At 73.1% G+C, this 26,686-nt stretch carries 21 protein-coding genes and 1 pseudogene; 11 read left to right on the top strand and 11 right to left on the bottom strand.

Annotation, left to right across the window (positions count from 1 at the left end; translation table 11 throughout):
* Positions 1 to 2: 2 nt before the first annotated feature.
* Both AOM46_RS16405 and AOM46_RS16400 read right to left on the bottom strand, forming a co-directional pair.
* Positions 3 to 896, bottom strand: coding sequence for an ATP-grasp domain-containing protein (locus AOM46_RS16405; protein WP_062212001.1), 894 nt, complete (start codon positions 894 to 896; stop codon positions 3 to 5).
* 37 nt (positions 897 to 933) lie between these two features.
* A complete protein-coding gene (locus tag AOM46_RS16400) occupies positions 934 to 2,448 on the bottom strand; it encodes an O-antigen polymerase (RefSeq protein WP_370592727.1) in 1,515 nt (504 codons plus the stop codon).
* Positions 2,449 to 3,034: 586 nt separating this feature from the next.
* Between AOM46_RS16400 and AOM46_RS36080 the strand changes: the two are divergent.
* Positions 3,035 to 3,190, top strand: a pseudogene (locus AOM46_RS36080) (DapH/DapD/GlmU-related protein); the annotation flags it as partial.
* 1,160 nt (positions 3,191 to 4,350) lie between these two features.
* Here AOM46_RS36080 and AOM46_RS16390 read toward each other — a convergent pair.
* The gene (locus tag AOM46_RS16390) at positions 4,351 to 4,749 is read right to left on the bottom strand and encodes a helix-turn-helix domain-containing protein (RefSeq protein WP_062211998.1); all 399 of its coding nucleotides are present in this window, start codon (positions 4,747 to 4,749) and stop codon (positions 4,351 to 4,353) included.
* Positions 4,750 to 4,934: 185 nt separating this feature from the next.
* Between AOM46_RS16390 and AOM46_RS16385 the strand changes: the two genes are divergently transcribed.
* From AOM46_RS16385 to AOM46_RS16355, 7 genes are all read left to right on the top strand, one after another.
* Positions 4,935 to 5,801, top strand: a complete 867-nt coding sequence (locus AOM46_RS16385) for an NAD(P)H-binding protein (RefSeq protein ID WP_062211995.1) — start codon at positions 4,935 to 4,937, stop codon at positions 5,799 to 5,801.
* A 76-nt stretch (positions 5,802 to 5,877) separates the two neighbouring features.
* Positions 5,878 to 6,567, top strand: a complete 690-nt coding sequence (locus AOM46_RS16380; protein WP_062212738.1) for a DsbA family oxidoreductase — start codon at positions 5,878 to 5,880, stop codon at positions 6,565 to 6,567.
* A 90-nt stretch (positions 6,568 to 6,657) separates the two neighbouring features.
* Positions 6,658 to 7,485 carry an MOSC domain-containing protein gene (locus AOM46_RS16375; protein ID WP_062212735.1) on the top strand — a complete coding sequence of 276 codons (828 nt, stop codon included), beginning with the start codon at positions 6,658 to 6,660 and terminating at the stop codon, positions 7,483 to 7,485.
* Positions 7,486 to 7,544: 59 nt separating this feature from the next.
* On the top strand, positions 7,545 to 8,048 hold the full coding sequence (locus tag AOM46_RS16370; RefSeq protein ID WP_062211991.1) for a tetratricopeptide repeat protein: 504 nt from the start codon (positions 7,545 to 7,547) through the stop codon (positions 8,046 to 8,048).
* Between the two features lie 42 nt (positions 8,049 to 8,090).
* A complete protein-coding gene (locus AOM46_RS16365) occupies positions 8,091 to 8,627 on the top strand; it encodes a GNAT family N-acetyltransferase (RefSeq protein WP_062211988.1) in 537 nt (178 codons plus the stop codon).
* A gap of 98 nt (positions 8,628 to 8,725) precedes the next feature.
* On the top strand, positions 8,726 to 10,510 hold the full coding sequence (gene argS, locus AOM46_RS16360) for an arginine--tRNA ligase (RefSeq protein ID WP_370592730.1): 1,785 nt from the start codon (positions 8,726 to 8,728) through the stop codon (positions 10,508 to 10,510).
* Between the two features lie 7 nt (positions 10,511 to 10,517).
* A complete protein-coding gene (locus AOM46_RS16355) occupies positions 10,518 to 11,681 on the top strand; it encodes a glycosyltransferase (RefSeq protein WP_062211982.1) in 1,164 nt (387 codons plus the stop codon).
* Between the two features lie 438 nt (positions 11,682 to 12,119).
* Here AOM46_RS16355 and AOM46_RS16350 read toward each other — a convergent pair whose 3' ends face one another.
* The 4 genes from AOM46_RS16350 to gmd all read right to left on the bottom strand — a co-directional run bounded on the left by AOM46_RS16350 (position 12,120) and on the right by gmd (position 17,578).
* Positions 12,120 to 12,962 (bottom strand): glycosyltransferase family 2 protein, encoded by an 843-nt coding sequence (locus AOM46_RS16350; protein ID WP_062211979.1) that lies wholly within the window; start codon positions 12,960 to 12,962, stop codon positions 12,120 to 12,122.
* A 53-nt stretch (positions 12,963 to 13,015) separates the two neighbouring features.
* Positions 13,016 to 13,513, bottom strand: coding sequence for a hypothetical protein (locus tag AOM46_RS16345; protein WP_062211976.1), 498 nt, complete (start codon positions 13,511 to 13,513; stop codon positions 13,016 to 13,018).
* On the bottom strand, positions 13,513 to 16,239 hold the full coding sequence (locus tag AOM46_RS16340; protein WP_078856875.1) for a DNRLRE domain-containing protein: 2,727 nt from the start codon (positions 16,237 to 16,239) through the stop codon (positions 13,513 to 13,515). The genes AOM46_RS16345 and AOM46_RS16340 overlap by 1 nt, the downstream gene beginning before the upstream one ends.
* Before the next feature lie 325 nt (positions 16,240 to 16,564).
* The gene (gene gmd / locus AOM46_RS16335; RefSeq protein WP_062211973.1) at positions 16,565 to 17,578 is read right to left on the bottom strand and encodes a GDP-mannose 4,6-dehydratase; all 1,014 of its coding nucleotides are present in this window, start codon (positions 17,576 to 17,578) and stop codon (positions 16,565 to 16,567) included.
* A gap of 114 nt (positions 17,579 to 17,692) precedes the next feature.
* Here gmd and AOM46_RS16330 point away from each other — a divergent pair, with 114 nt between their 5' ends.
* Complete coding sequence (locus tag AOM46_RS16330) at positions 17,693 to 18,634, top strand: GDP-L-fucose synthase (protein ID WP_062211970.1); 942 nt, start codon at positions 17,693 to 17,695, stop codon at positions 18,632 to 18,634.
* 8 nt (positions 18,635 to 18,642) lie between these two features.
* Here the strand turns inward: AOM46_RS16330 and AOM46_RS16325 are convergent, their stop codons facing one another.
* From AOM46_RS16325 to AOM46_RS16310, 4 genes are all read right to left on the bottom strand, one after another.
* Positions 18,643 to 20,115, bottom strand: a complete 1,473-nt coding sequence (locus tag AOM46_RS16325; protein ID WP_234313804.1) for an exopolysaccharide biosynthesis polyprenyl glycosylphosphotransferase — start codon at positions 20,113 to 20,115, stop codon at positions 18,643 to 18,645.
* A gap of 420 nt (positions 20,116 to 20,535) precedes the next feature.
* Positions 20,536 to 21,396: a heme ABC transporter ATP-binding protein gene (locus AOM46_RS16320; RefSeq protein WP_062211965.1), complete on the bottom strand. Its 861-nt coding sequence runs from the start codon at positions 21,394 to 21,396 to the stop codon at positions 20,536 to 20,538.
* Positions 21,393 to 22,436, bottom strand: a complete 1,044-nt coding sequence (locus AOM46_RS16315; protein ID WP_234313830.1) for an iron ABC transporter permease — start codon at positions 22,434 to 22,436, stop codon at positions 21,393 to 21,395. The genes AOM46_RS16320 and AOM46_RS16315 overlap by 4 nt, the downstream gene beginning before the upstream one ends.
* Before the next feature lie 92 nt (positions 22,437 to 22,528).
* Positions 22,529 to 23,521: an ABC transporter substrate-binding protein gene (locus tag AOM46_RS16310; RefSeq protein WP_107080082.1), complete on the bottom strand. Its 993-nt coding sequence runs from the start codon at positions 23,519 to 23,521 to the stop codon at positions 22,529 to 22,531.
* Positions 23,522 to 23,651: 130 nt separating this feature from the next.
* Between AOM46_RS16310 and AOM46_RS16305 the strand changes: the two genes are divergently transcribed.
* Together AOM46_RS16305 and AOM46_RS16300 are read left to right on the top strand one after the other, a co-directional pair.
* Positions 23,652 to 25,139, top strand: a complete 1,488-nt coding sequence (locus tag AOM46_RS16305) for an HtaA domain-containing protein (protein ID WP_062211962.1) — start codon at positions 23,652 to 23,654, stop codon at positions 25,137 to 25,139.
* Entirely contained in the window at positions 25,136 to 26,632 is a 1,497-nt protein-coding gene (locus AOM46_RS16300) for an HtaA domain-containing protein (RefSeq protein WP_062211959.1), read from the top strand. The genes AOM46_RS16305 and AOM46_RS16300 overlap by 4 nt, the downstream gene beginning before the upstream one ends.
* Positions 26,633 to 26,686 lie beyond the last annotated feature (54 nt).

The raw sequence follows: 26,686 nt of genomic DNA, 5'->3' as shown, positions 1-26,686 counted from the left end.
GCTCAGGCTTCGTTCCCGCTGGTCGACGGGGGAGCGTCGGTCAACAGGGCGGCGAACTCCTCCGGGGCGGTGGCCCGATGCAGATCGCTGACCTGGGCATCCCCCACCTCGACCACCCGCCAGACGCCGTCGTCCCGCCGGGCGACATCCGTGGTGACAAAGCGGACGCCCAGGTCCCGCACCGGGCCCCTGAGCTGGTCGAGATCCGGGGTGACCATGGCATGGGCGTCGCTGTCCGGGTGCGGCGTCAGCAGACGCGGCTCGCCGTCCAGCCACCACACCCGCGCCTCCTCGCCGACGAACCGCTCGAACGCCCTGACCACCACCCCACCGGCCAGAAACTCCTCCTGCAGCTCCACCAGCCGGGCCACCACCCGCCGCAGCCCGGCCACATCCGTCAGCTCCGGCACAAAGCACGCCTCGTCCCACTCGTGCTTCCTGGACTTGACATAGTCCTTCACGATGCCGGGCCCGGCGGGCAGCGCCCTCGCCACCCGGGCCAGTTCCGCCGCCTCCGGCACGACGCCCGGCGCCGTCGGCAGCCAGCCGCTGGCCGGCGTCACGGCGGCGAACGTCCCGTACCAGCCGGGGAGTTGGTGCGCCGCGCGATAGTGCTCCGGCGGGACGAGCAGCCGGGCGTCGCGCGCCGCGAGGGCCAGGTCCAGCGCGGCATAGCCGTCGGTCGGGATCATCCAGCCGCGATACCAGGCCGCGCCGAGTCCGCGCGGCACCCGGGCGACGGCCCGCTCGGCGTCCCCGGCCAGCAGCGCGTCATGGTCGATCAGCGCGACCGTTCCGCCCGACGCGCGCACCTGACGGGCCTCGGGCGCGAAGTGCCCGTCCACCGCACGGGGGTTGAGCGGGTCAGCACAGAAGAGCACCGGTGTCGAAGACATGCCCCCACGCTACGCGGCCCGGGTCGCCCCCGCTGGCTCAGCGCAGTTCGGCGCGAGGATGGTGGCGGAAGGTGGTGACCAGCGCCAGACAGAGCACGGCGATGCCGATCCGTCCCGACGCCTGCAGCAGCGAACCGCGCAGCAGGATAAAGCTGTAGCCGGCGAGCACCGGCACCACCACCGCCAGCACATTGCCCGGCGACGGGTCGTCCAGCGTGCGGCGCACATAGCGGCGGTCGGTGCGGGCGGCCAGGTAGCCGATCCCGGCGAAGATCAGCGTCATGCCCAACGGGCCGAAGTCCAGCCAGAGTTCGGCCCACAGCGGGGAGGACAGGTTGGCGCTGTCGGTGCCCATCCAGCCGCCGACGAGGAAGCCGGTGTCCTCCGGCTTGTCGCCCCACACGCCGCGCGGCACGAAGAACAGCGCCGCGCCCGCCGACTGTTCGCCATAGGAGTGGCCATGGCCGTCCCCGGCGAAGGTGATGGTGTTGGCGAACATGTTGAGCTGGTCGTAGTCCTTGACCACCAGCGGCTCCAACACCGAGTCCGTCTCCAGCGGCCGGCGCCCCTCCTCGTCGTAACGGAAGCGGTCGGTGAACGGGAAGACCAGCAGCGCCACCGTCAGCCCCAGCGCCAACGCCGCCCGGTACATCACCGAACTGCGCGGAAAGACGGTGAACAGCAGCGCGAACAGCACCGTGAGGAACCAGTAACGCGGATTGGAGATCGGGTTGTTGACGATCGCGTTGACCACCAGCAGCCCCGCCCAGGGCAGCAGCACGGCCGGCCGGCGGCGCGCCGCCCGGGAGGTGACCAGCCAGCGGGTCAGGAACAGCAACGCCAACATCGCCGGCACCGTCCCGAAGCCGCGCAGCAAGGCGCTGCCCGCCTCCCCGCCGCCCTCGGCGCCGGCGCCGCCGGCGCCGCCCGTCGCCTCCGCCAGGCTGGCGCTGATCTCCTGCCGGCTGCTGAAGAAGACGGCGGGCCCGCCGAGTTGCACGATCAGCAGCCCGCTGGCCGCATAGGCGAACACCACCAGAAAGGCCAGCCGGCCCCGGTGGACCGTCGCCGGGCGCCGCCGCTCCCGCCCCGGCGGGCGCTGCCGCGCCAGCAGCGCGCCCAGGTCGAAGGCCACCATGCCGCAGAGCACCAGCGCCGTCGCCAGCTGGGTGTCCTCACGCGGCCCGAGCACCGGCGTCGGATCCCGCCCCAGTACGCTCTGCGCCAACGGCGCGATGCCCATGGCCAGATACCCGAAGAGCCAGAACGCGCCCTGCACCAGGCGCCGCCGCCCGGAGAGCACCATCGCGCACAGCCGCACACCGGCGTAGCAGGCCACCACCAGCTGCAGCCAGAACGTCGTGTCCCGTAGCCCGGGGCCCGGCTGCGCCGCCACGGCCAGGGGTAACGCGCCGACCACCGTGGCGATCAACGGAACCGAAAGCGGCCGGGAGAGCACCGCCCGCTGGGGCACCTCGATCGCCACCCGTCCCCCCTCCACCCGGGCCGCCCAGTCTATGCGGAGCCCGCTCCCCGGCCCCGGCCCGGCCATGGCGGCGGGGGATCACCCCATAGGAGACTGAAGACCCACCTTCCCACGGAATCGCACACAACCAGACGAGGTGTCGACGACCGCCATGACCGAACCGCACCGCCCCGAGCCGTTCGAGGAACCGACCGCCGAGCCGTCGGACCACGCCGAGCCGTTGGACCACGCCGCGCCCGACGACCCCCGACTCCCCGACGACCCCCGACTCCTGGACTACAACGGCTGGTTGTTCTGGCAGCGGGCCGACGAGGAGCGGAAGGCAGCCCAACTCGCCCGCCAACAGGCCATCCTCGCCGGCTGCCCCGGGGGCCGTATCGGGCCGCGCGCCTTCGTCTCCGAACTGGCCATGGTCAGCCCGACCAGCCTGCGCCTGGGCGCCGACTCCTATATCGCCGCCCACGCCTATGTGACGGGCACCATCCACGCCGGGGACGACTGCACCGTCAATCCGTTCACCGTGCTGCGCGGCACGGTCACCCTGGGCAACGGGGTGCGGATCGGGGCGCACAGCTCGATCCTCGGCTTCAACCACTCCATGGCCCCCGACCGGCCCGTCCATCGCCAGCCGACCAGCGAACGCGGCATCACCATCGGCGACGACGTGTGGATCGGCTCCAACGCCGTGCTGGTGGACGGGATCACCGTCGGCTCGCACGCCGTGATCGGCGCCGGCGCCGTGGTCACCAGGGACGTGCCGGACTGGGCCGTGGTCGGCGGCAACCCGGCCCGGTTCATCCGCGACCGCCGCACCCCCAGGGGCGCCCCGGCGCGCGACCGGCGCGCGAAGCTGGCCGGGCGCCTCGCCGAACTCGCCGACCGGGCCAGGGAACAGAGCGACGCCCTGATCGCCAGGAACTGGGAGCCGGCCGGGATCGCGCCCGACGGCACCCCGACCGGCCGCTACCTCGACGCCCCCGACGCGCCGCCGACCCTGCGGGCCCACGCCGACGCCGTGGAGATCTCCTTTCTGCTCCACGGCCGCCCCCCGGCCCAGCTGCCGGCCGGCGAGCACACGCGCCGCCTCCGGCAGGGCCAGGACCCGACGAGCGGGCTCACCCCGCCGCTCGACCACGAGGGCCGCCTCGGCCGTCCGGTCGCCGGACTCGGCTCGGACGGCGACGCCGACTACCACCTGCTGAGCCTCGGCTACGCCCTGGACCTGCTCGGCTCCCGATTCGCCCACCCGATCGGCGCACTCGCCGCGCTCGGCCCCGACGAACTCGCCGACGTGCTCGCCGCGTTGCCCTGGCGCGACGCCGGCTGGGCGGCCGGCGCCGGCGTCGACACCCTCGGCACGGCGCTGCTGTGGAACCGGGACCGGCCCGGGGCGCGACGCCAACTCGACGTCTACTTCGGCTGGTTGGTCACCCGCTGCCGCGTCGACAGCGGTCTCTGGAGCCCGCCGGGCGCGGCCGAGGGGCTGCTGCAACCGGTCAACGGCTACTACCGCGCCACCCGTGGCTCGTTCGCCCAGTTCGGCCTGCCCGTGCCGCACCCCGAGCGGGTGATCGACACGGTGCTCCGCCACGCCGCCGACCAGCGCCACTTCGGCCCGGGGCGCACCACGGCCTGCAACGACCTCGACGTGGCCCACCCGCTGTGGCTGGCCGGCCGCCAACTCCCCGACCACCGAAGGGAGGAGATCACCGGCTGGGCCGAGGAGCAGATCCACCAACTGTGCGCCCACTGGGTCGACGGCGAGGGCTTCCCGTTCCGCTTCCCCCCGCTGGCCGGCCCGCGCGACCGCTCCCAGCGCCCCGGCGCCCAGGGCACCGAGATGTGGCTGGCCACCCTCTGGTACCTCGCCGACCTGCTGAACCTCGCCGAATCCCTCGGCTACCGCCCCCGCGGCGTCCACCGCCCCGAGCCCGCGGTCACCCTGGACTGAGCCACCCGCCGGCCACCCTAGACCTGCTCCTGGCGGCGGCGGGCCTCCAGGACGGCCGGCATCTGGGATTCGAGGTGGTCGATAAAGGCCAGCAGGTGGTCGGCGGTGCTCTCGCCCATGGGGGTGAGGGAGTAGTTCACCTTGGGCGGCAGCACGGCCAGCACCTCGCGGTGTACGAAACCGTCTCGTTCCAGGGACTGGAGGGTCTGGGCGAGCATCTTCTCGCTGACTCCGTCGACCCGGCGGCGCAGGCTGTTGAAGCGGGCGGGGCCCTTGCGGAGACCGGCGAGGACGAGGGCGCCCCAGCGGCCGGTGACATGCTCCAGCACGCTCCGGGACGGGCACTCGCGGGCGAAGACGTCGAACGCGAAAGCCGCCGCCCGGCGCTCGTCCTCCGCCGCGTTCGGTTCCGTCATGCGCGTCTACCTCCCTGGACCCGTCCTGGACCCGTCCCCGCGTTCCCTGGCACCAGCCTACCGCCGGGCTGCACTGTGGAAAAGTTTGTGCTTTCTTTTGGTGCGTGTACTTTGGGGTGGCAACCAGAACCGGGCAACCAGAACCGGGCAGGCAGAACCGGATGACCAGGAAGAAGGACGTGGGCATGTTCGTTGTCACCGGAGCCACCGGCGGGCTCGGCCGCGCGACCGTCGAGGCGCTGTTGGCGCGCGGGGTGCCGGCCGAGCGGATCGCCGCCGTGGTGCGGAAGCCCGAGCGCGCGGCGGATCTCGCGGCCAGGGGCGTCCAGCTGCGGCAGGCCGACTACGACCGCCCCGAGACGCTGGCGCCGGCCTTCGCCGACGCGGAGCGGCTGCTGTTCGTCTCCTCGACCGGACCCGACGAGGCACGCGTCGCCCAGCACCGCGCCGTGGTGGCCGCCGCGACGGAGGCCGGGGTCGGCCTGCTCGCCTACACGTCCGTGCTCGCCGCCGACACCAGCCCGCTGGTGCTGGCCGAGGTGCACCGGATCACCGAACGGGTCATCGCCGAGAGCGGGTTGCCCTCGGTGCTGCTGCGCAACGGCTGGTACACGGAGAACCACGCCGCCGGCCTGCCACGGGCCGTGGAGAGCGGCGTGCTGGTCGGCAGCGCCGGCAAGGGCCGCGCCGCGTTCGCCGCCAGGGCGGACTTCGCCGAGGCCGCCGCCACCGTCCTGACCGGCGAGGACCAGGCGGGGAAGGTCTACGAACTCACCGGCGACACCGCCCACAGCCTGGCCGACCTGGCCGCCGAGGCGTCCGCCGCCGCCGGCCGGCCCGTCCGCTACGAGGACCTGACCCCCGAGCGGTACACCGAATTCCTCGGCTCCTTCGGGCTGCCCGACTTCGCCGTCGAGCTGGTCGTGGACGCCGATGTGCGCATCTCGGAGGGCGCCCTCGAAACCGTGACCGGGGACCTCGCCGAACTGCTGGGACGCCCCACCACGCCGCCGTCCGCCACCATCGCCGGGATACTGGCCGCGGCGGCCTGAGCCGGTCCCCCCGAAGACGACCCGACCAACCGACCGACCAACCGACCAGCTGAGGAGCCGAGACGTGGAGACGACCATGCGGATCGACATCTGGGGGGACGTCGTCTGCCCCTGGTGCTATATCGGCACCGCCCGCTTCGAGCGAGCCCTGGCCGGGTTCGAGCATCGGGAACGCGTCACGGTCGCCCACCGCTCCTTCGAACTGGACCCCACCCGGGTGCCGGGCGAGGTCGAGCCGAACGAGCGGATGCTGGCCCGGAAGTTCGGCCCCAGGGCCGCCGAAATGGAGGGCCAGGTCGCCGAGTTGGCGCGCGGCGAGGGGCTCGACTACCAGACCGACCGGTTGGTCGGCGGCACCAGGGACGTCCACCGGCTGCTGCACTTCGCCGACGAGCACGGGGCGCGCCACCAACTGCTCACCCTGCTCTACGAGGCCAACTTCGGCCGGGGCGAGAGCGTCTTCACCCCGGACGCGCTGGTGGCCGTCGCCGAGCGCGCCGGCCTGGACGCCGACGCGGCGCGCGCCGTCCTCGCCGACCCCGAGCGGTACCGGGACGCGGTCCTCGCCGACCAGCGGGAGGCGGCCCGACTCGGCGCGAACGGCGTGCCGTTCTTCGTGCTCGACGGGCGCTTCGCGGTCTCCGGCGGCCAGTCGGTCGCCACCTTCGAACAGGCGCTGCGCCGCGCCTGGGGCGACCGTCCCCTGGACACCCTCGGCGACACAGACGGCCCCCGCCGGCGGCGTCGCTCCGCCGCCGAGAGCTGACCCCCGCCCGCGCGTCCGTCGGCCGGGCGCGGCTACCGTGGGCGGTGCGGCGCCCGCCGTCAGGTTGGTGACCAGGGAGGGACGGTGGCCATGCCCCGGATCAGCGCGTTGTTCAGCTACCCGGTCAAGGGCTGCGCCGGGGTGCCGCTGAGCACCGCCGCGCTCACCCCGGCCGGAGTGCCGCACGACAGGTCCTGGATGGTGATCGACCCGTCCGGCACCTTCCGCAGCCAGCGCGCCGACCCCCGACTCGCCCTGGCCCGCCCCTCGGTGACCGCCGACGGCGCCCGGCTCACGCTCGGCGCCGACGGTCTTGAGCCGGTCACCCTCGATGTCGACGCCACCGGCCCGAGCCGACCGGTCTCGCTCTTCGGCCAGCCGTTCACCGGCATCGACCAGGGCTCGGACGCGGCCGACTGGTTCACCGAACTCCTCGGCCGCCCCAGCCGGTTGGTGCGGGTCCCGCCCGACCACCGGCGGGTCACCGACGGACGCACCCCCGGCACCTGCGGCTACGCCGACAGCGGCGCGGTGCTGGTGGCGAGCCTCGCCTCGCTCGCCGAGCTGAACGAGCGGATCGCCGCCGACGGCGGCCGACCGCTGCCGATGGACCGGTTCCGACCCAATGTGGTGCTCGACGGCCTGGACCGGCCGCACGACGAGGACGGCTACGGGGCGCTGGAGACGGAGACGGCCCGACTGGAGTTCGCCAAACCGGCGATCCGCTGCGCCGTCACGCTCGTCGACCAGCGCGCCGGCGTGCGCGCCGGCCCCGAGCCGCTGCGCACCCTCGCCCACTACCGGCGCGCGCCGGAGGGCGGCGTCGCGTTCGGCGTCAAGTTCTCCGTCACCCGGTGCGGCACCCTCGCCGTGGGGGACCGGCCCCGGATCACCGCGCTCGACGCCGCCGAGGTCTGAACCCGGCGAGGTCCGAACCCGGCGAGCCACGAAGCCGCGCCCGCTGCGATCATGGCCGGATGAGCGGAGCGAACAGGGACCGGCGGCTGGCCGAGGCGATCAGCGTCCGGGGGGCCGGCCGGCACGAGCTGGCGCGGGAACAACTGATCGCGCTGGCCGACGAGTTCCCCGACGATGTCGAGGTGGCCTTCCACACGGCGTGGGCGCATGACCTGCTGGGCCTGGAGGCAGCGGCGGTGCCCTTCTACGAACGTGCGCTCGGCCAGGAGGGACTGTCCCCGGCCGATCGTCAGGGCGCGTTGCTCGGCCTCGGCAGCACCTACCGGGTCCTCGGCCGGTACGAGACGGCCGTGGCCACCCTGCGGCGCGGCGTCGACGAGTTTCCCGACCACGCGGCGCTGCGCACGTTTCTCGCGATGGCCCTCTACAACACCGGCGAGCACCGGGAGGCCACCGGCCTGCTGCTCCATCTCCTCGCCGACACCAGCCAGGACCCGACGATCACCGACTACCGGCCGGCCATCGACTACTACGCCGACCACCTCGACGAGACCGGCGACTGAACCCCGGGGACCACCGTCCGACCGGCTCGTTAGGGTGGCCGGATGTCCGCCCCAGCGCCCGTGCTCCGCCCCGCCACCGCCGACGACCTGCCGGCCGTCGCCGAGATCTACGCCCACTACGTCGCCCATACCGTGGCCACCTTCGACGAGCGGCCGCCGCCCCTCGACACCTGGGGCACCCGGCTGACCCAGGCCGGCGAACGGGGGCTCCCGTTCCTGGTGGCCGACGCCGCGGGCGAGATCGCCGGCTATGCCCACGCGGGGCCCTGGCGGCCCAAGCCGGCCTATCGGCACACCGTCGAGGACAGCCTCTACCTCGCCCCGGGGCACACCGGGAACGGTCTGGGTAGTCTGCTGCTGGCGGCCCTGATCGACGGCGCGGCCCGGGCCGGGGCCCGGCAGATGGTGGCCGTGATCGCCGACACCGGCGGGCGGACCTCCGTCGGCCTGCACCGCCGCGCCGGGTTCGCCGACGCCGGCCGGCTGGTCGGCGTCGGTCACAAACACGGCCGCTGGGTCGACACCCTGTTGATGCAGCGCCCGCTCGCCGCCGACCGACCGGCACCCGGGCTCGACTGATCCGGTGCGTGCCACCGGGACGCGCCTGCCATGCTAGAGGGGCACAGTCGCACGCGAGGTGCGCATCGACTCCCCGGGGAAGAAGTACACGAGACATGGTGGAACAGGTTCGGCCACTGGCCGACGAGGTGGCCGCGGCGGTCTCCGCCGCGATGGAGAAGACCCTGCCGGCCGAGCTGGCCACGGCGGACCCGCTGGTGCGACCCTCCGACCGCGCGGACTTCCAGGCCAACGTCGCGCTGTCCATGGCCAAGCGCCTGGGGCAGAACCCACGTGAACTCGCCGGCGCGCTCCGTGACCATCTGCTCGCCAACGGTCAGGGCATCGCCTCGGTCGAGGTGTCGGGGCCCGGCTTCCTCAATATCGACCTCACCGACGCGGCCCTGCTGGAGCGGCTGGCCGTCCGGCTGACCGCGCCCCGCCTCGGCGTTCCCGCGTCACAGTCCGGCGAGTGCGCCGTGGTCGACTACTCGGCGCCCAACGTCGCCAAGGAGATGCACGTCGGGCATCTGCGGTCCACCCTGATCGGCGACGCGCTGGTGCGGGTCCTCGGCTATCTCGGCGCCCGGGTGGTGCGGCAGAACCACATCGGCGACTGGGGCACCCAGTTCGGCATGCTGATCGAGTACATCTTCGAGCACCCCGAGGCCAGTTGGCGCAGCCAGGACGCCGGCGTGGCCGAGTCCGGCACCGGCGGCGCGGTCTCCGCGCTGGACGCGCTCTACCGCGCCTCGCGTCAGGAGTTCGACACTGACCCGGACTTCAAGGAGCGGGCCCAACGGCGGGTCGTCGCCCTCCAGTCCGGCGACGAGGAGACGGTCGCCGCGTGGCAGGAGATCGTCGCCGAGTCCGCCAGGGCGTTCCAGCAGGTCTACGAACGGCTCGGGGTGCTGCTCACCCCGGACGACAACGCCGGCGAGTCGTTCTACAACCCCTGGCTGGACGAGGTCGTCGACGAGCTGGCCGACAAGGGCATCCTGGAGGACAGCGAGGGCGCCAAGGTCGTCTTCTTCGACGACATCAGGGGCCCCGAGGACAAGCCGGTGCCGATGCTGGTCCGCAAGCGGGACGGCGGCTACGGCTACGCCGCCACCGATCTGGCCACCCTCCGGCACAGCATCAGGGAGCACCACGCCACCCGCCTCATCTATGTGGTGGACTCCCGGCAGTCCCAGCACTTCGACATGCTGTTCCGCGTCTCCCGGCGGGCCGGCTGGCTCACCGACGAGGTCCAGGCCGTGCACGCCGCCAACGGCACCATCAACGGCCCGGACGGGCGCCCGTTCAAGACCCGCTCCGGCGGCACCGTCCGGCTGGCGGACCTGCTGGACGACGCGCTGGCCCAGGCCCGTCAGGTCGTCGCCGAGAAGGATCCGGGACTGACCCAGGAGGAGCTGGACGAGGTCGCCCAGCTGGCCAGCGTCGGCGCCGTCAAGTACGCCGAGCTGTCCACCTCACGCGTCAAGGACTACTCCTTCGACGTCTCCCGGATGGTGTCCTTCAACGGCCAGACCGGCGTGTACCTCCAGTACACCCACACCCGGATCGCCTCCATCCTGCGCAAGGCGGAGAGCGTCGAGGGCCCGTCGGCCGCGTTCCACCCGGAGCTGACGCTGGAGCCGGCGGAACACTCCCTGGGCCTGGCCCTGGACGCCTTCGGCCGCGCGCTCACCGAGGTCGCCGACACGCTGGAGCCGCACCAACTCGCCGGCTACCTCTACAACCTGGCGAAGTCGTTCACCACCTTCTACGAGTCCTGCCCGGTGCTGAAGGGCGTGGCGCCCGAGGTGCGGGCCAACCGGCTGGCGCTCTGCGAGCTGACCCGGGCCACCCTGGCGCAGGGCCTGGGCCTGCTGGGCATCGCCGCGCCCGACCGGATGTGAGGCGCGGGTGCGGGTCCTGCACGCGGTGACGTTGCACACCCCGAGCCACGCGTTCGGCGGGCCCACCAGGGTCGCCCTCGGCCTCTGCCGTGGGCTCGCCGAACGCGGGGACGACGCCGTCCTGTTGGCGCTCGGGGACGAGTTCCCCGCCGGTCCGCTGCCGCGCGTCGTCGAGGGCGCGCGGGTCCGGCTCCACCGGGCGCGGCATCTGCTGCCCCGGTTCGAGGTCAGCGGGATCACCTCCGCCGTGCTGCTGGCCGACGCGGCGCGCGCGGTCCGCTCCGCCGACCTGGTGCACGTCCATCTGATGCGGGACCTGGTGACCCTGCCGGTGGCGCTGCTCGCGCTGCGCGCCGGCACCCCGTTGGTGTTACAGACCCACGGGATGATCGACCCGACGGAGAACCGGGTGGCGCGGCTGGTCGACGGCCTCGGCGTGCGGCGGGTGCTGCGCCGCGCGGACGCGGTGCTGTACCTCACCGAACGGGAACGGCGCGAGACGGCGGCCGTGGTGGCGCCGGCGCCCATCGCGCCGGCCCGCCGCCTGGTCAACGGGGTGCCCGCGCGGGAACGCGCGGCCCCGCCGCAGGGGCCGCCCCGACTGCTCTACCTGGCCAGGGTGCAGGAGGGAAAACGACCCCGCGACTTCGTCGGCGCGATGCCGACGGTGCTCGCCGAACACCCCGACGCGCGTTTCGTGCTGGCCGGCCCCGACACCGGGGCGCTGGCCGAAACCCTCGCCCACGCCGACGAGTTGGGGGTGCGGCACGCGCTGGACGTGGTGGGCGCGCTGGACGGGCCCGAGGTGCTGGCCGCGCTGCGCGGCGCGAGCGCCCTGGTGCTGCCTTCGGTGCAGGACGCCTTTCCGCTGTCCGTGCTGGAGGCGATGTCGGTGGGCACGCCGGTGGTGGTCACCGACACGACGGGGCTCGCGCCCGACGTGGCACGGGCCGGCGCCGGCCGCGTGGTCCCGGCCCGCCCGCACGACGACAACGGCCCGGCCGTCGGCCGCGCGATACTGGACCTGCTGCCGCCGCCCGCCAGGGAACAGGCGTCACGGGCGGCCTGGGACCTGGCCCGCACCGAGTTCACCCTGGACACGGTCCTCGACCGACTGACCCAGATCTACACAGAAGTCCTCACCCACCGAGCCACCGCCACCCCCACCTGACCCGCCCCCCGCCCCCGGGCGGGGCATTGGGCCGACGGCTGGCGCGGCCGGTGGCCGGCCGGGCCGGGGGCGGACCTGACCTTCCCGGGCGGAGGAGGCGGCGGCCGTGTATCGGCCGGGCCACTCAAGGGCCTTGGCCTGCGGCAAGGCCCTCCCCCTCGGGTGCATTCACGACGGCCGGGCCCCTTGTGCAGATCCCCGACCGAGGGCCGGCCCTCACGGGCATCTCGCTCCTGGGCGTCACCCCGACCGTGCCCGACCGGGGCCACCCCTCGGGGGCCTCAGGGCAAGACAGCCGCCCGGCGGTTACCCGCCCGTGCACTACCGGTCGAGTCCCCCTCGGGGGCATCCGCTCAGGACAGCCGCTCAGCGGCTGGTCCCCCGGGACGGCGGTTGGCCGGGGTACTACCGGTCGGGTCCCCATCGGGGGGCATCCGCTCAAGACAGCCGCTCGGCGGCATCGTTCAGTTCGCGGGTTTTGAGGCCGATCTGCCAGCGGTAGAAGCTCATCGCCAGGGCGTAGTCGAGGCCGGCGCGGCCGTCGAGGAAGCCTCGGCGGTAGAAGTAGGCGTAGCCGAAGGAGACCAGCGGCTTCAGCGGGGCCCGGTGGAACAGCTGGCCCTGTCGGGTCTTGGCGACCCTGATCTCCTCCCGCACCTCGGGGTGCCGCTCCAGCCACGCCTCCCAGTCCGAGTAGCGGTTGTGCCGTTCGAACCAGGTGCGGACCGGATCCAGGTCGTTGTGCTCGATGGTGGCCCGCAGCCGATGGACCGGATCGGCCAACGGCTGGTAGTGGCCCTCCTGTTCGCCCATGCCGGGCGCGTCCAGATCGGCCGGCTCGGGGAAACGGGCGCGGGTGCGGTCGAGCAGCGCGCGTTTGACGATGGTGTGGCCGTGTCGCAGCCGGCGGCCGGCGAACCAGTACCCGAGCGGGATGTCGAAGGCGGCCGGGCGCACCCCACGACCCGCCAGGAAGATCCGGCGCAGTTCGGCCAGCAGCTCACCGCTGGGCGTCTCGTCGCCGTCCAGGAAGAGCACCCAGTCGATGTCGGTCCGCACCCGGTTCAGGCACCACTGCTTCTTCTTCGGGTAACGCCCGTCCCAGGTATAGGAGATGACCTCGGCGCCCTCCGCCTTGGCCAGCGCCCTGGTGTCGTCCTCGCTGTCGGAGTCCACCACGATCACGGCCGTGAAGTGGCCTATGACGGAGCGCACCGTGGAGACGATATTGGCCGCCTCGTTCTTGGTGGGGATCACGACCGCTATCGGTAGTCGGGTCACGCTTCTCCTAGCTGAACTCGGTGGCTCGGGCGGGCTCGGGCGGCTCGGGCGGGTCAGGGCAGCAACTCGGCGTGCTCGGGGCAGAGATGTTCGACGGCGCCCTCGGCCCCCGGGATCTCGCCGGCCTCGACGGCGGGCGCGGCGGCGGCCGGATCGTGGCGGGAGAGATAGCCGAGGCGATCGCATGCCTCCATGCCCAGATCCAGGATGGCGCCTGGATCGACCCCTACGGGCACCCGCTCGGCGAGGTAGTCGCTCTGCTCCTCGGTGAACTCGCCCTCGGGCGGCGCTATTTCGTCCGCCGGGAGAGTCGCCTCCGGCAGGCCATCCACGCCATCCACGCCGTCCACGCCGTCCGGCCGCCGATCGGAGTCGGCGTCGTCCGGCGGCGAGGCGGTGGCCTCGCTCGCCCCGGCCGAGGCGTCCCCGGCCGGGACTTCGTCAACCGAGGCGTCGTCCGACGAGCCACCGCAGGCGGTCAGCGCCGCGAGCAGCAGCGCCGCCACCGGCAGCAGGGCGCGGCGGCGCCCGCCGTGCGTCCTGGCCTTCATCAGGGCGCTCCAAAGGTCAGCAACAACTGGGGTCGCGCGGCCGTCTGTTGGCTCTCCCGGGCGCGGAGCCACAGACTGTCCGTGCCCTCGCCGGTGAGCGCGAGGCTCAGCTCCTGGCCGAGGGCGTCGGCTATCTCCTCGGTGTCGAGCGACGCCGTATAGGAGCCGCCCACGGCTTCCGGGGCGCTGAGCGTGCCCAGCACCTCGTCCGCCAGGGCCGGCCGGCTGGCCCAGGTGGTCTCGGCCTCCGACCAGGCCCCGACGGTGCGCCGCACGGTGAAGTCGTCGGCCGAGCCGGCCGCCGCGTCGTCGCTGACCCGCACGCGCAGCGCCGCGTTCTTGAGCACCGTCCCGGCCGGCGCGTCCGGCAGGGTGAAGGAGAGATAGCTCTCGTAGGGGCTGGAGCCGCGCACGGCGAGCTGTTGGTGGGTGCCGTGGTTGGCGTTGGCCGCGGCGCCGTTGACATAGGTGTCGGCGTCCGGGGTGAGCTGGGTGAGGGTGTCGGTTGGCTGGGAGGCCGCCGCGTAGTGCGCGGCGATCCTGGCGGCCGGCAGCTGCGGGGCGTAGACGGCCGTCTCGTCCAACAGGCCCTGGTAGAAGTCGCTGCTGGGGCGGTTGGGCCAGCTCTGCAGGCTGTCGCCGCCGGTGCGCCAGTATCCCTGGACCTCGCGGCTGGCGGTGATCGAGGTGTTCACCGCGACCTGCTCGCCGTCCAGATAGAGCCGCATCCCGGCCGGTCCGACGGAGGCCGCCGCATGGTGCCAGTCGCCGTCGTTGTAGCTGTTCTGGCTGATCACGGTGTGGTAGCGGCCGTCATAGACGCCGAAGGCCACCCGGCCGTCGTTGAGCAGATAGATGTTGTTGTCCCGGTTGGCGCTGAGCTGGAGCGTGCGGTCGCCGAGGCCGATCAGCTTGCCGCCCCTGGTGGTCGTGGTGTTGAACCAGGTCTCCAGGGTGAACTCGCTCAGCCCGCCGTATCGGACGTCCCCGTAGGTGTAGTCGTCGGTGCCGTCGTAGCCGATGGCGGCGGCACCAGGCCCCGGCACCGCCGGGGGAGTGGCGCCCCGCTGGGGGCCGCCCCGGTGCACGCCGCCCGAGTCGTTGCCCGAGGTGTCGGAGGCGAAGTTGTTCGCCGACTCGTCGAAGCGCCAGTAGAGCAGTGGATCGTCCGCCAACACCTCCTCCACATAGGGCTGTTCGCCGCTGGCCACGGTCACGGAGGCCGGCGCGGAGAGCGCGCTGGTGTTGCCGGCGCCGTCCGTGGCCGTGACGCGGTAGCTGTGGGTCAGGCCCGGGCTGGTGTCCGTGTCGGTGAAGCGGATCTGGGGGCGGCGCCAGGGCACCGACGACTCCCGCACGGTGTGGACGGGTGTGCTCTGGCCGTCCCGGTAGACCCGGTAGGTGAGCAGGCTGTCGTCGAGATCGACGCTGGCGCGCCAGCGCAGCTCCACCTCCCCGGCCGCCGTGGACGCCACATGGGTCTCCGGGACGCTGGGCGCGCCGATGTCCGGCTCGGAGGCGAATCTCGTCAGCCCCCACTGCGGCTGGCCGTTGACCGTGGTGAAGCCGCCGCCCACCCAGAGGAAGTTCCGCTCGTCCGCCGGATGGTCGGTGACCACGGCGAGGGCACGCGGCCCCAGCTGCTCGCCGAGGCCGTCGTTGGTGTTGGGGAACCAGCCGAGCAGCGTGGGATCGTCCACCCCCTGCCCGAAGAGGTGATAGCGCTCCTGGTTGGGGAACTCGCCCATGCTGGAGCAGTCGTGCGCGTGGTGGGCGCTGTAGAGGACCTCCTGATGGACGGCCACGGCCTGGGTGGCGCCCAGGCAGGTGTCCCGCCAGCGTTCCTCGAAGGTGTCCAGATCGAGGGCGATACGACCGTCGAAGACGCCGCCGCCGGTGCCCTCGTTGCCGGTGTAGAAGCCGCTGTCGTCCACCTCGATGGCCTGCACCGTGGAGCGCGGGTCGATAAAGCCGTCCGGGTAGGCGTGCGCGATGGCGCCGGTGGCCGCGTCGACCACGGCGAGGGCGTGCGAGCCGGTGCCGTTGACGGTGAAGAAGTCCCCGCCGAGCAGCACATGCTCGCCGTCGGGGGTGACCCGGACGGCCTTGCCCGCCTCGTCTGCGTCGGCGCGCCAGCCGAGCACCTGGCCGGCGAGGTCGACCGCGCCGAACTTCGCCCGTGGCTGACCGCTCAACTGGCCGAAGTCCCCGCCGAGATAGACCGTGTCGTCGGTGGCGGTGAGCGCCCGGACGATGCCGTTGGCGGCCACCGGGAACGGCTTGCGCGCGCAGCCGGGAAGCTCGAACGCGGCGACGCTCGACGCACCGGAGCCGGCCACCGAGCCGAAGGTGCCGCCGGCGTAGAGGGTGGAGCCGTCGGGGGAGACGGCCAGGGCGCGCACCGTGGCGCTGCCCGAGCCGACCGTGAACGCCAGGGAGCAGTCGGCGACGGGCGCGCCGGTGGCGGCGTCCAGCGCCACGAAGTTGACCGCCGGCTGCTCCTGGGTGCCGGACGCGGCGCCCGGCGGCCGGACGGTGGAGAAGGTGCCGCCGACATAGACCACGCCGTCGGACTCGGCCAGCGCGTAGACGATGCCGTTGGTCTGCCAGGTGGGCAGCTCGTCGGCCGTTATCCCGACCGGGGGCGTGACGGCGCCGGCGCCGCCGGAGACGGCGCCCTGCGTCAACAGGCCGGCGCCCAGCGCCAGTGCGGCCCCCACCGCCACGGCCCGGCGCGAGCGGCGCCGGCGATGCCGGGCGGGCTCGCCTCCCCGACGGCCCGATGTGCGCGCGAACCACGCGATGCGCGACGGCCGCGAACGACGCGTCAACCGACGCCAACCACCCCTGAGACTCACCTGGGTCCCCCTTTCACAACCACGTCCCCCATACTCCTTCACGGCACTGACACTCGACACCCGGAAGTCGCCATCTCCGGGTGCTGGACCGTCGGAAGAGGGCGCACGTTGTCGGCGCACGGTGGTGCGAAGGGCGCATTCGGCCCCGTGCGCCCCGCCTTTCGCGCCCCGGGGCCCGCCTCCTGAAGGGCCGTCACCGGTCGACCCGCACTCTGCTGCCGCTCAACTCGGCCTCCAGCGCCTCGATATCGGCGGCGACCATCAGCCCGGCCAGCTCCCGCCAGTGGGTTCTGGGCCGCCAGCCGAGGAGTTCGGCCGCCTTGCCCGGGTCGCCGATGAGCGCGTCGACCTCGCTCGGCCGCTCGTACTTGGGGTCGAAGCGGACGTGTTCCTCCCAGTCCAGGCCGCCGGCCGCGAACGCCGCGTGGAGGAAGTCCCGCACGCTGGCCGCCACTCCGGTGGCCACCACATAGTCGTCCGGCGTGTCCCGCTGGAGCATCAGCCACATCGCCTCGACATACTCCGGGGCATAGCCCCAGTCCCTGACCGCGTCCAGATTGCCCAGATAGAGGCGGTCCTGGAGGCCCGCCCTGATTCGCGCGACCGCGCGGGTGATCTTGCGGGTGACAAAGGTCTCGCCCCGGCGCGGTGACTCGTGGTTGAAGAGAATGCCGTTGACCGCGAACAGTCCGTACGCCTCGCGGTAGTTGACGGTCGACCAGTAGCCGTAGACCTTGGCGCAGCCGTAGGGGCTGCGCGGGTGGAACGGGGTGCCCTCGTGCTGGGGCGGCGGCGCCGCGCCGAACATCTCCGACGAGGACGCCTGGTAGAGCCGGGTGTCGATGCCGCTGGCCCGGACCGCCTCCAGCAGCCGCAGGGTGCCGAGCCCGGTGGCGTCGGCGGTGTACAGCGGCGCGTCGAAGGAGACCCTGACATGCGACTGGGCACCCAGGTTGTACATCTCGTCCGGGCGGATCTCCCGCAGCAGGTTGACGAGGGCGACGCCGTCCGTCAGATCCGCGTGGTGCAGCACCAGGGTGCGCTCCGGGTGCTGTGGGCCCTGGTAGATATGGTCGATCCGCTCGGTGTTGAACGATGACGAGCGGCGCAACAGGCCGTGCACCGTGTACCCCTTGGCCAGCAGCAGCTCGGCCAGATACGAGCCGTCCTGACCGGTGATTCCGCTGATCAACGCCGTTTTGGGCATGGTGCGCCCTCCCTCGTTCTGGTCTTCTGTCGGGGTGTCGACCGGCCGTGCCGGTCCCGTCGACCGCTGTGACCGCCCCGGCACTGTCAGTGCGGCCTGGCACAATCCGGAGGCATGGAAACGCTGTTGCCGCCGGACGCGCGGATCTTCGTCGCCGGGCACCGCGGGTTGGCCGGCTCCGCCATCGCCGCCGAGTTGACACGCGCCGGCCACGAGGTGATCACCAGGACCAGGAGCGAGCTCGATCTCCGGGACGCCGAGGCGACCGGGAGGTTCCTGCGCGCCACCCGGCCGGACGCGGTGGTGCTGGCCGCCGCCCGGGTGGGCGGCATCATGGCCAACGCCACGGAGCCGGTGCCCTTCATCGAGGACAATCTCCGCATCCAGCTGAGCGTCATCGCCGGCGCCCACGCGGCGGATGTCAACCGGCTGCTGTTCCTCGGCTCCTCCTGTATCTACCCGAGGCTGGCGCCCCAGCCGATCCGCGAGGAGGCGCTGCTCACCGGCCCGTTGGAGCCGACCAACGAGCCCTACGCCCTGGCCAAGATCGCCGGCATATCGCAACTGCGCTCCTACCGCCGGCAGTACGGCCGCTCCTATGTGGCCGCCATGCCCACCAACCTCTACGGCCCGGGGGACAACTTCGACCCGCGCACCGCGCATGTGCTGCCGGCCCTGCTGCGTCGGCTGGACGAGGCCGCACGGGAGGGGCGGGCGGAGGTGACGCTCTGGGGCAGCGGCACCCCGCGCCGCGAGTTCCTGCACAGCCGCGATCTGGCCCGCGCCTGCCTGCTGATGCTGCGGTCCTACGACGAGGAGCTGCCGCTCAACGTGGGCTGTGGCGTCGATCTGCCGATCGCGGAGCTGGCCGAAGCCATCGCCTCGGTGGTCGGCTTCCGGGGGCGGATCGGCTGGGACACCAGCAAACCGGACGGCACCCCGCGCAAGCTGCTGGACATATCGCGGCTGCGCGCGCTGGGCTTCGAGCCCGGCGTCCCGCTGGCCGACGGGCTCGCCGACACCTACGCCTGGTGGCGGGAGCGGCGCGCCGAGTGAACGTTCCATCAGTAGGCGCCCCGGCCGTTGACCACCGCGCGGACGGTGCGGGCCAGCACGTCGAGATCGCCGGTCAGCGTCCAGTTGTCGGTATAGGCCAGATCCAGCGCCAGGCCCTCGTCCCAGGACAGCTCGGAGCGCCCGCCGACCTGCCAGGGCCCGGTCAGCCCGGGTTTGACGCGCAGCCGCCGCAGTTCGACCGCGCTGTAGCGGGCCACCTCGTCCGGCAGCGGCGGCCGGGGCCCGACAAGCGCCATCTCGCCGCGCACCACATTGACGAGCTGGGGCAGTTCGTCCAACGAGGTGCGGCGCAGCAGGCGGCCCACCCGGGTGATTCTGGGGTCGGCGCGGATCTTGAAGAGCGGTGTCGCGGCGTGCTCGTTGGCCGCTTCGAGCGCCGGCCTGCGGCGCTCGGCGTCCGGCACCATGGTGCGGAACTTCCACAGCGTGAACGGTGTGCCCCGGTGGCCGATGCGGGTCTGCCGATAGAGCACGGGCCCCTTGGAGTCCCACCGCACGGCCACCGCCAACAGCGCCAGCAGCGGGGCGAGCAGCACCAGCGCGGCGGCCGCCACCACCCGGTCCGTGGCCGCCTTGACGGCCGTTCTGGTGCCGGGGCGCGGCGGCGGGGCGACATGCAGCAGATTGAGCCCCGCCGCGCTGGTCAGTGTCAGCCGGTGGCGCGCCACCTCGGTCAGCCCCGAGGCCACGACCAGGCTGAGCCCGGTGTCCTGCACGGACCAGCTGAGCCGCCGCAGCCGCTCGCCGGCCAGCCGGGCGCCCGGCACCAGCAGCACCAGGTCGGCGCACTGCTGACGGGCGGCGGCGAGCACCACGGAGCCGTCGGTGCCGGCCGGGATGAGATCGGGAACGGCCGGGTTCGGCGTCGGCCCGTCCAGCGGCAGTCGGGCCAACGGCGGTACGCCGCTGCTGAGTTCGCCCGGGCCGAGCAGCACGGTGCCGACCGCCACATAGGCATGGTCGGTCCTCGCGGCCAGCCGCGCGGTCACCAGCTCGACCGCGTCCGGCTCGCCCACCACCAGCACCCGGCGCACGGCCTGGGCCTGATGGCGCTGCCCGGTCAGATGCCGGTGCAGCCCGGCGGCCGTGAGCCCCGTCACCAACGGGGCCCAGACCAGCGCCAGCACGGCGGCCGACACCTCCGAGCTCTCCCCGGTCAGGGCCCGGGCCACGGCCAACAGCCCGAGCAGCGAAAGCCAGTCGCGGGCCGAGGCGAGAAGCCCCCTGCTCTCGCCCAGCCCATGGCGTCGATAGCGGTGGCGCGCCGTGCGTAACCCCACCCACGCCAGCGCCGCGACCAGCGCCGAGGCCAACGGACGCGGTTGGGCGGTGAGCTGATGGACCAGCAGGACGGGCACGAGGACGCCGAGCGTGTCGGCGGTCAGCGCCACCGGGGCGTACCAGCGGGCCGTGCCCGGCGGCAGCGCCGCGCGGCCCGCGGCGACCCGCGGTCTTCGCACGGCTCCGGAGCGTGAGATGTCTGGATGGCGCATATCCCCCCCGAACGGTGATGTGAACGTCGCCGAGCGCCGTGGCGCGGCAAGACCGAGCAACCGGGAACAACCGGGAACAACCCGAAACAAGCGAGGTAACCGAGACGGACGAAGCGAACGAGACGACGGCCGGACGACGGGACCGGCCGGTGGGCAGGACCGGCGAACGACGGGTCCTGGCGATCGAGGTGAGTGGGACGAGAACCGAGCGGACGAGCGGATGAACGGATGGCGCGGACGAGCGAACAGCGGGCTACAGCGCGAAGGCGCGTCCTCATCTCCCCGTGAGTGCGCGCCCTTGCCGCAGAAAAGGCTAGGGCATCGCACCGCTGTTTGCCCGCGGTTCGCCGGAACTTTCCACCGACTACAGCGCGCGCCGGCCGCCGTTCAGCTGGGCTGGTCGTGCGCGGGAGGGCCGGGGCGCGCGGGGCGCTCGGGGACGATCAGCGGGGCGTCGGTGTCCGGATCGACCAGCACCCGCACCGGGTGCTGGTACACCTCGGTCAACAGCCCCTCGGTGAACACCTCGTCGGGGGTGCCGGTGGCGGCGAGCAGCCCGTCGTGCAGCACAGCGGTGCGGTCGGCCCAGGCCGCGGCGAGCCCCAGATCGTGCAGGACCACCACCACCCCACGGCCGGCGGCCGCCCGCTCCCGGCAGATCCGCAGCACCTGCTCCTGGTGGCGCAGGTCGAGCGCCGCCGTCGGCTCGTCGAGCAGCAGCAGCGCGGTGCGCTGCGCCAACACCCGGGCCAGCGCGACCCGCGCGCGCTCCCCGCCGGAGAGCGCGGCGAACGGCCGGCCGGCGAACGGCAGTATCTCCGTCAGGGCCATCGCCTCGGCGACGGCCTCGTCGTCCTCGTCCTCCGCCTCGGTGCCCACCCAGGGCGCCCGGCCCATCCGCACCACCTCGGTCACGGTGAACGGGAAGGAGAGCGTGGCGGCCTGCGGCAACACGGCACGGCGCAGCGCCAGTTCGCGCGCGGTCCAGTCGGCCGCCGGCCGTCCGTCGATCAACAGCTCGCCGTCGGTCGGCGCCAGATCGGCCGCCAGGGCGGCCAGCAGGGTGGACTTGCCGGCGCCGTTCGGCCCGACCAGGGCCAGCACCTCGCCGGCCCGCACGGTCAGGTCGATCTCGCGCAGCACCCGGCGCTCGCCCAGCGAAACGGCCAGCCCCAGCACCTCGGCCAACACCGCCCCCGCCGGCGGCTCGACGGGCCGGCTGACCACTCGGGAACGGAACCTGATCATGCCCAACCTCCCTGGCGACGGCGGGTTCTGCGGAGCAGCCAGAAGAAGAAGGGGCTGCCGATCAGCGCGGTCAGCACCCCGAGCGGCAACTCGGCCGGCGCCGCCGCGGTGCGGGCCACCAGGTCGGCGGCGAGCAGCACCAGGGCGCCGCCCAGCGCACTGCCGGGCAGCAGGAAACGATGCCCCGGGCCGGCGACCATACGCAGCAGATGAGGAACCAACAGGCCGACAAAGGTGATGATGCCGGCCATGGACACGGCCGCCGCCGTCAACAGCGCGGTGACCAGGATCAGCGTCACCCGCAGCCGTTCCACGTCAACGCCCAGATGACGGGCCGGCCGTTCGCCCAGCGCCAGCAGGTCGAGACGGCGCGCGTACCAGGGGGCGACCACCAGCCCGACGAGCGCGCAGGGCAGCACCGCCAGCACCTTGGGCCAGGTGGCCTGGGCCAGTGAACCCAGCTGCCAGAAGGTGATCTCGGAGATCTGCGCGTTGTCGGCGAAGAAGATGAACAGACCGATCAGGGCGCCGGCGAAGGCGTTCACCGCGATCCCGGTGAGGATCAGGGTGACCACCTCCGTGCGGCCATCCGATCGGGAGAGGACATAGACCAACATCACCGTGCCAAGACCGGCGACAAAGGCGAACACGGTGATCGTCCAATTGCCAAGAAAGTCAAGGCCGAAGGCGATCGCCGCCACCGCGCCCACCGCCGCGCCCGAGGAGATCCCGATCACTCCCGGCTCGGCCAGCGGGTTGCCGAAGACGCCCTGCATCAGCGCCCCGGCGCACCCCAGCGAGGCGCCCACCAGCAGCGCCAACACCACCCGCGGCACCCGGGCGTTCCACAGCACGCTCTCGCCGACCCGGTCCAGCGGCTCCCCGCCGAGGCCGAAACGGTGCAGCACGGAGTCGATCACATCGCCCAGCGGGATGGCATAGGCGCCGGTGGCCACCGCGACCAGCGCGAGCACCACCAGGGCGCCGCTCAACCCCAGGGTCAGCGCGGCGATCCGCCCCGCGCCCCGGGAGCGCGGCACCTCGGGACGCTCGCCCGGCCCGGCGGGTTCGGACGGCAGCCCCCGTTCGACGGCGGTCGGCGCGGTCACTCGCCCTGGCCTTCGGCGTGGATCTACTCGGCCAGCGAGGCGAGCACCTGGTCGGTGCGCGGCCCGTAGTTCAGCAGCACCCCGTCCTCGATGGAGGCCACCCGGCGGTTCATCCCGGCCGGGGTCTGCGCGATCCCCGGGATCTCGACCAACCCGTCGATGCCGCCGACCGATTCGAGGCCCTTGGTCATCACCAGGATCACATCGGGCGCGGCGGCGGCCAGCGCCTCGCTGGTGATCGGCGTGAAGTCCTTGTCCAGGCCCGACTCCTGGCCCGCGTCCACGCCACCGGCCGCCTCGATCAGCGAGACCGCGCCGGACTCGGCGCCGCCCAGCAGATAGACCGAGGCGCTGCCCCGCAGATAGAGGAACGCGACGCGCGGCCGGTCCCCCTCCGTCGGCAGTTCGGCGCGGACCGCCTCGATCCGCTCGTCGGTGCGGGCGGCCAGCGCCTCGCCCGCCTCGGGGACGCCCAACACCTCGGCCACCGCGTGGATCCGGCGGTTGACGTCGTCCAGTTCGAGGGCGGGCTCCAGGACCACCAGCGGGACGCCGGCGGCGCGGATCTGGTCGATGGCCTCGTCGGGCCCGGTGGTGGATTCGGCGAGCACCAGATCGGGGCGCATGGAGAGCACGCCCTCGGCCGAGACGTCGTGCCCCCTGGTCACCACCGGAAGGTCCTCGGCCTGCTCGAAGGTGGCCGAGACATCGCGGGCCACGACCCGGTCGCCCTGCCCCAGGCTGAAGATCAGCTCGGCCAGCGAGCCGGAGAGCGGCACCACCTTGTCGACCGCCGTCACGGTGACCTCGTCGCCGTCGGCGGACTCCACCGTGACCGGCAACACGGGCTCGGCCGGCGGCCCTTCGAGCGGTTCGACCCGGTCCTGGGTCGTCGCCGCCGCGTTGTCCGCGTCGTCTCCTCCGCCCTTCGCGTCGCCGCCGCAGCCGGTGACGGCCAGGGCCAGTGCCAGCAGGGTCGCCCCTGTGCCGAGCAGTCGTCCGGATCGAAGGGCCACGGTGCGTCCCGCCTTTCTGACTGAAGTGGTGAGCGAGTTGAGCGGAGGGGGTACCACCCGAGCCCGGGAGTAGCTTAGGTTAGCCTAACCTGGCCGTTTGCTCCCGGGGTGCCCCATAGGAGGACCTTCGATGCTGCCCACAAGGCCGCGCAAAGCCGCGTTCACGCTGCTGGCCGTCCTCCTCTCGCTGCTCCTGCTGCCCGGTATCGCCCATGCCGCGCACGGCGCGGCGGAACGTCCGGTGGCCGGCGGCCGGTTGGACTGGGGGATCAAGACCTCGTTCCAGACCTACATCACCGGCCCGATAGCGAACGGGAGTTTCAGCCTGTCCGGCGGCGCCGCCACGGTGGGGCAGAACCAGTTCCGGTTCCACTCGGCCAGCGGGGGCTACGACCCCGACAGCGGCACGCTCGACGCCGCCTACGGTGGCGGCGTCCGCTTCGTCGGCCACCAGAAGGACGACGGCAGCTATGAACTGGACCTCACCATCAGCAATCCGTCGCTGTCGATATCGGGGCAGAGCGGAACACTCTTCGCCGATATGCGCTCAACGGAACGCGGCACGGGCCGGGTCACCGAGAGCGCCCAGGTGCCGCTGGCCTCGCTGAACCTGAGCGGCATCGACCTGCGCGGCGGCACCCAGATCGCGGTCTCCGGGGTGCCGGCCACCCTCACCGCCGAGGGCGCCACCGCCTTCGCCGGCTACTACCAGCCCGGCGACCCGCTCGACCCGGTGTCCTTCACCGCCGACAGCCAGGAGCCCAGCGAACCGGAGCCCGACCCCGAGCCCACGCCCGACGAGGACGACAACCAGAACGACGACCAGGGCGAGGACGAGGACGAGAACCCGGAGGCCACGGCCGAACTCGCCGACGGAGCCGTGGACTGGGGCGTGCGGCGCACCTTCCGCGAGTACGTCACCGGGCCGATCGCCGAGGGCGCCTGGGAGTTGACCGACGGCGCCGAGGACGGTGGCGCGCTCTTCCGCTTCGGCGCCGGCGAGGGCACCGTCGACCCCGAGGCCGGCACGGCGGAGGCCGCGTTCGCCGGCGCCGTCCGGTTCACCGGCACCGATCTCGATCTGAGCCTCGGCGCCGTCCGGGTCACCGTCGCCGACGGCGTGGGCACCCTCCACGCGGATGTCGGCAACGCCGGGGAGACCGCCGAGGACCAGCCGTTGGTCACCTTCGCCGCCGAGGACCTCACCCCGGAGGACGGCCTGGTGCTGCTCGCCGAGGTGCCCGCCGAGCTGACCGAGGAGGGCTCGGCCGCCTTCGGGGGCCTCTACCCGGCCGGCACCGCCATGGATCCGCTGACCCTGGCGCTGGCCGTGACCGAGGACGCCGAACTGCCGCCGCTGCCCGACCTGGGCGCCGAGCCCGTCGCGCCCGCCGAGCCGGCGGCCGACCCCGAGCCGACCGCCGACCCCGAGGCCACCTCGTCGGGGGACGGCGGGTCCAACACCCCCACGCTGATCGCGACCGGGGTGGGCGCCCTGCTGGTGCTCGCCGTCGCCGCATATCTGATCAAGCGCCGCAACCGCCGCGCCGCCCCCACAGCCGACCCGGCTGATTCGTCAGCCCCATCCGAGAACTCCGAGGAGACACCCCGCTCATGACCTCGCTCATGACCAACCGAACCAAGAGAGCCCGCGCGGCGCGCGGGGGCGCGACCCTGCTCACCGTGGCCTGCGCGACGGTGCTCGGCGTCACCGCCTTCGCCGGTCCGGCGGTGGCCGACGACACCCGCCCGGCGCAGGTCATCGACCTGGTCGACGGCACCCTCGACTGGGGTGTGAAGGAGTCCTTCCGCCGCTACATCACCGGTCCCATCGCCGGCGGTTCCATCGACCTGGCCGACGGTGCCGAGAGCACCGACACCGGTTTCCGTTTCACCGGCGGCACCGGCAGCTACGACCTGTCCACGCACGGCGTCGACACCGCGTTCGACGGCAGCGTGCACTTCACCGGGCACCACGGTGAACTCGACCTGAAGCTGGCCGATCTGAAGGTGGTCACCGAGGGCACCACCGGCGCCATCGTCGCCGATGTCACCGTGGCCGGCGAGACCACGGAGGACGTCGAGTTCGCCGCGCTCGACCTCAGCGGCGCGACGCGTGGTTCCGGCGAGGACGGCGCGATGGTGTTCACCGACATCCCCGCCACCCTCACCGCCGACGGCGCCACCGCCTTCGAGTACAACGGCACGCCGATGTACGCCGAGGGCACCGAACTGGACCCGGCGACGCTCAGCGTCACCCCCGACTCCACCGACCCGGGCACGGATCCCGGCACGGACCCGGGCACGGATCCCGGTACCGACCCGGGCACCGATCCCGGCACGGACCCGGGAACCGATCCGGGCACCGACCCGGGAGAGGTCCCCGGCACCGTGGTGGACGGCCAGCTCGACTGGGGCGTCAAGGAGTCCTTCCGCAACTACGTGACCGGCCCCATCGCCGGCGGTGACGTCGAACTCTCCGGCGGCGCCACCGAGTTGGTCGACGGCTACCGCTTCCCCGACGGCAGCGGCCAGCTGGACGCCGAGGCCGAGACGCTGGACACCTCCTTCGCCGGCGGCGTCCGCTTCACCGGCCACGACGGCGCGCTCGACCTCCAGTTCAGCGACTTCGGCGTGCAGATCAACGGCACCGAGGGCGAGTTGATCGCCGATGTGTCCTCCAAGGACCGGGAGACCGGTGAGGTCAGCGAGTACGACGACGTCGCCATCGCCGAGTTCGAGGTGCCGGCCGACGCGCTGAACCCCGAGGACGACGTGCTGACGCTCGACGGGCTCCCCACCACCCTCACCGCCGACGGCGCCCTGGCGTTCGCCGGCTTCTACGAGGAGGGTGACGAACTCGACCCGGTCAACTTCTCGTTGGCGCTCAGCGACGACGCCCAACTCCCCGGCGGCAACAGCCCCGGCGGCGGTGACGGCAACGGCTCGGGCGGTGGCCCCGGCCCGCAGGGCGGTGCCTCGGGCGGCGCCCTGGCCGCGACCGGCGCGGGCGAGGGGCAGTTCGCGCTCATCGCGGGCGCCGGCGCACTCCTGCTGACGGGCGCCGCCGCCGTGCGCGTCTCCCGCAACCGGCTGCGTCACCAGATCTGACGCGGCGGACTGACGTCAGCGGCTGGGCCCGACTTCGGGGGGAGGGTCCAGCCG

Origin of the sequence: Streptomyces sp. NBRC 109706 (assembly GCF_000974485.1) — a bacterium.
In the GTDB taxonomy this organism is placed as follows: domain Bacteria; phylum Actinomycetota; class Actinomycetes; order Streptomycetales; family Streptomycetaceae; genus Streptomyces.
The sequence above is the reverse complement of the archived record's forward strand: the minus strand, read 5'-3'. Positions and strand labels throughout refer to the sequence as shown.

Excerpts from the sequence above, each read along its gene's own strand:
- AOM46_RS16405 (WP_062212001.1), bottom strand. The coding sequence starts at position 896 with ATGTCTTCGACACCGGTGCTCTTCTGTGCTGACCCGCTCAACCCCCGT.
- AOM46_RS16400 (WP_370592727.1), bottom strand. The coding sequence starts at position 2,448 with ATGGCCGGGCCGGGGCCGGGGAGCGGGCTCCGCATAGACTGGGCGGCC.
- AOM46_RS16390 (WP_062211998.1), bottom strand. The coding sequence starts at position 4,749 with ATGACGGAACCGAACGCGGCGGAGGACGAGCGCCGGGCGGCGGCTTTC.
- AOM46_RS16385 (WP_062211995.1), top strand. The coding sequence starts at position 4,935 with ATGTTCGTTGTCACCGGAGCCACCGGCGGGCTCGGCCGCGCGACCGTC.
- AOM46_RS16380 (WP_062212738.1), top strand. The coding sequence starts at position 5,878 with ATGCGGATCGACATCTGGGGGGACGTCGTCTGCCCCTGGTGCTATATC.
- AOM46_RS16375 (WP_062212735.1), top strand. The coding sequence starts at position 6,658 with ATGCCCCGGATCAGCGCGTTGTTCAGCTACCCGGTCAAGGGCTGCGCC.
- AOM46_RS16370 (WP_062211991.1), top strand. The coding sequence starts at position 7,545 with ATGAGCGGAGCGAACAGGGACCGGCGGCTGGCCGAGGCGATCAGCGTC.
- AOM46_RS16365 (WP_062211988.1), top strand. The coding sequence starts at position 8,091 with ATGTCCGCCCCAGCGCCCGTGCTCCGCCCCGCCACCGCCGACGACCTG.
- AOM46_RS16345 (WP_062211976.1), bottom strand. The coding sequence starts at position 13,513 with ATGAAGGCCAGGACGCACGGCGGGCGCCGCCGCGCCCTGCTGCCGGTG.
- gmd (WP_062211973.1), bottom strand. The coding sequence starts at position 17,578 with ATGCCCAAAACGGCGTTGATCAGCGGAATCACCGGTCAGGACGGCTCG.
- AOM46_RS16330 (WP_062211970.1), top strand. The coding sequence starts at position 17,693 with ATGGAAACGCTGTTGCCGCCGGACGCGCGGATCTTCGTCGCCGGGCAC.
- AOM46_RS16320 (WP_062211965.1), bottom strand. The coding sequence starts at position 21,396 with ATGATCAGGTTCCGTTCCCGAGTGGTCAGCCGGCCCGTCGAGCCGCCG.
- AOM46_RS16305 (WP_062211962.1), top strand. The coding sequence starts at position 23,652 with ATGCTGCCCACAAGGCCGCGCAAAGCCGCGTTCACGCTGCTGGCCGTC.
- AOM46_RS16300 (WP_062211959.1), top strand. The coding sequence starts at position 25,136 with ATGACCTCGCTCATGACCAACCGAACCAAGAGAGCCCGCGCGGCGCGC.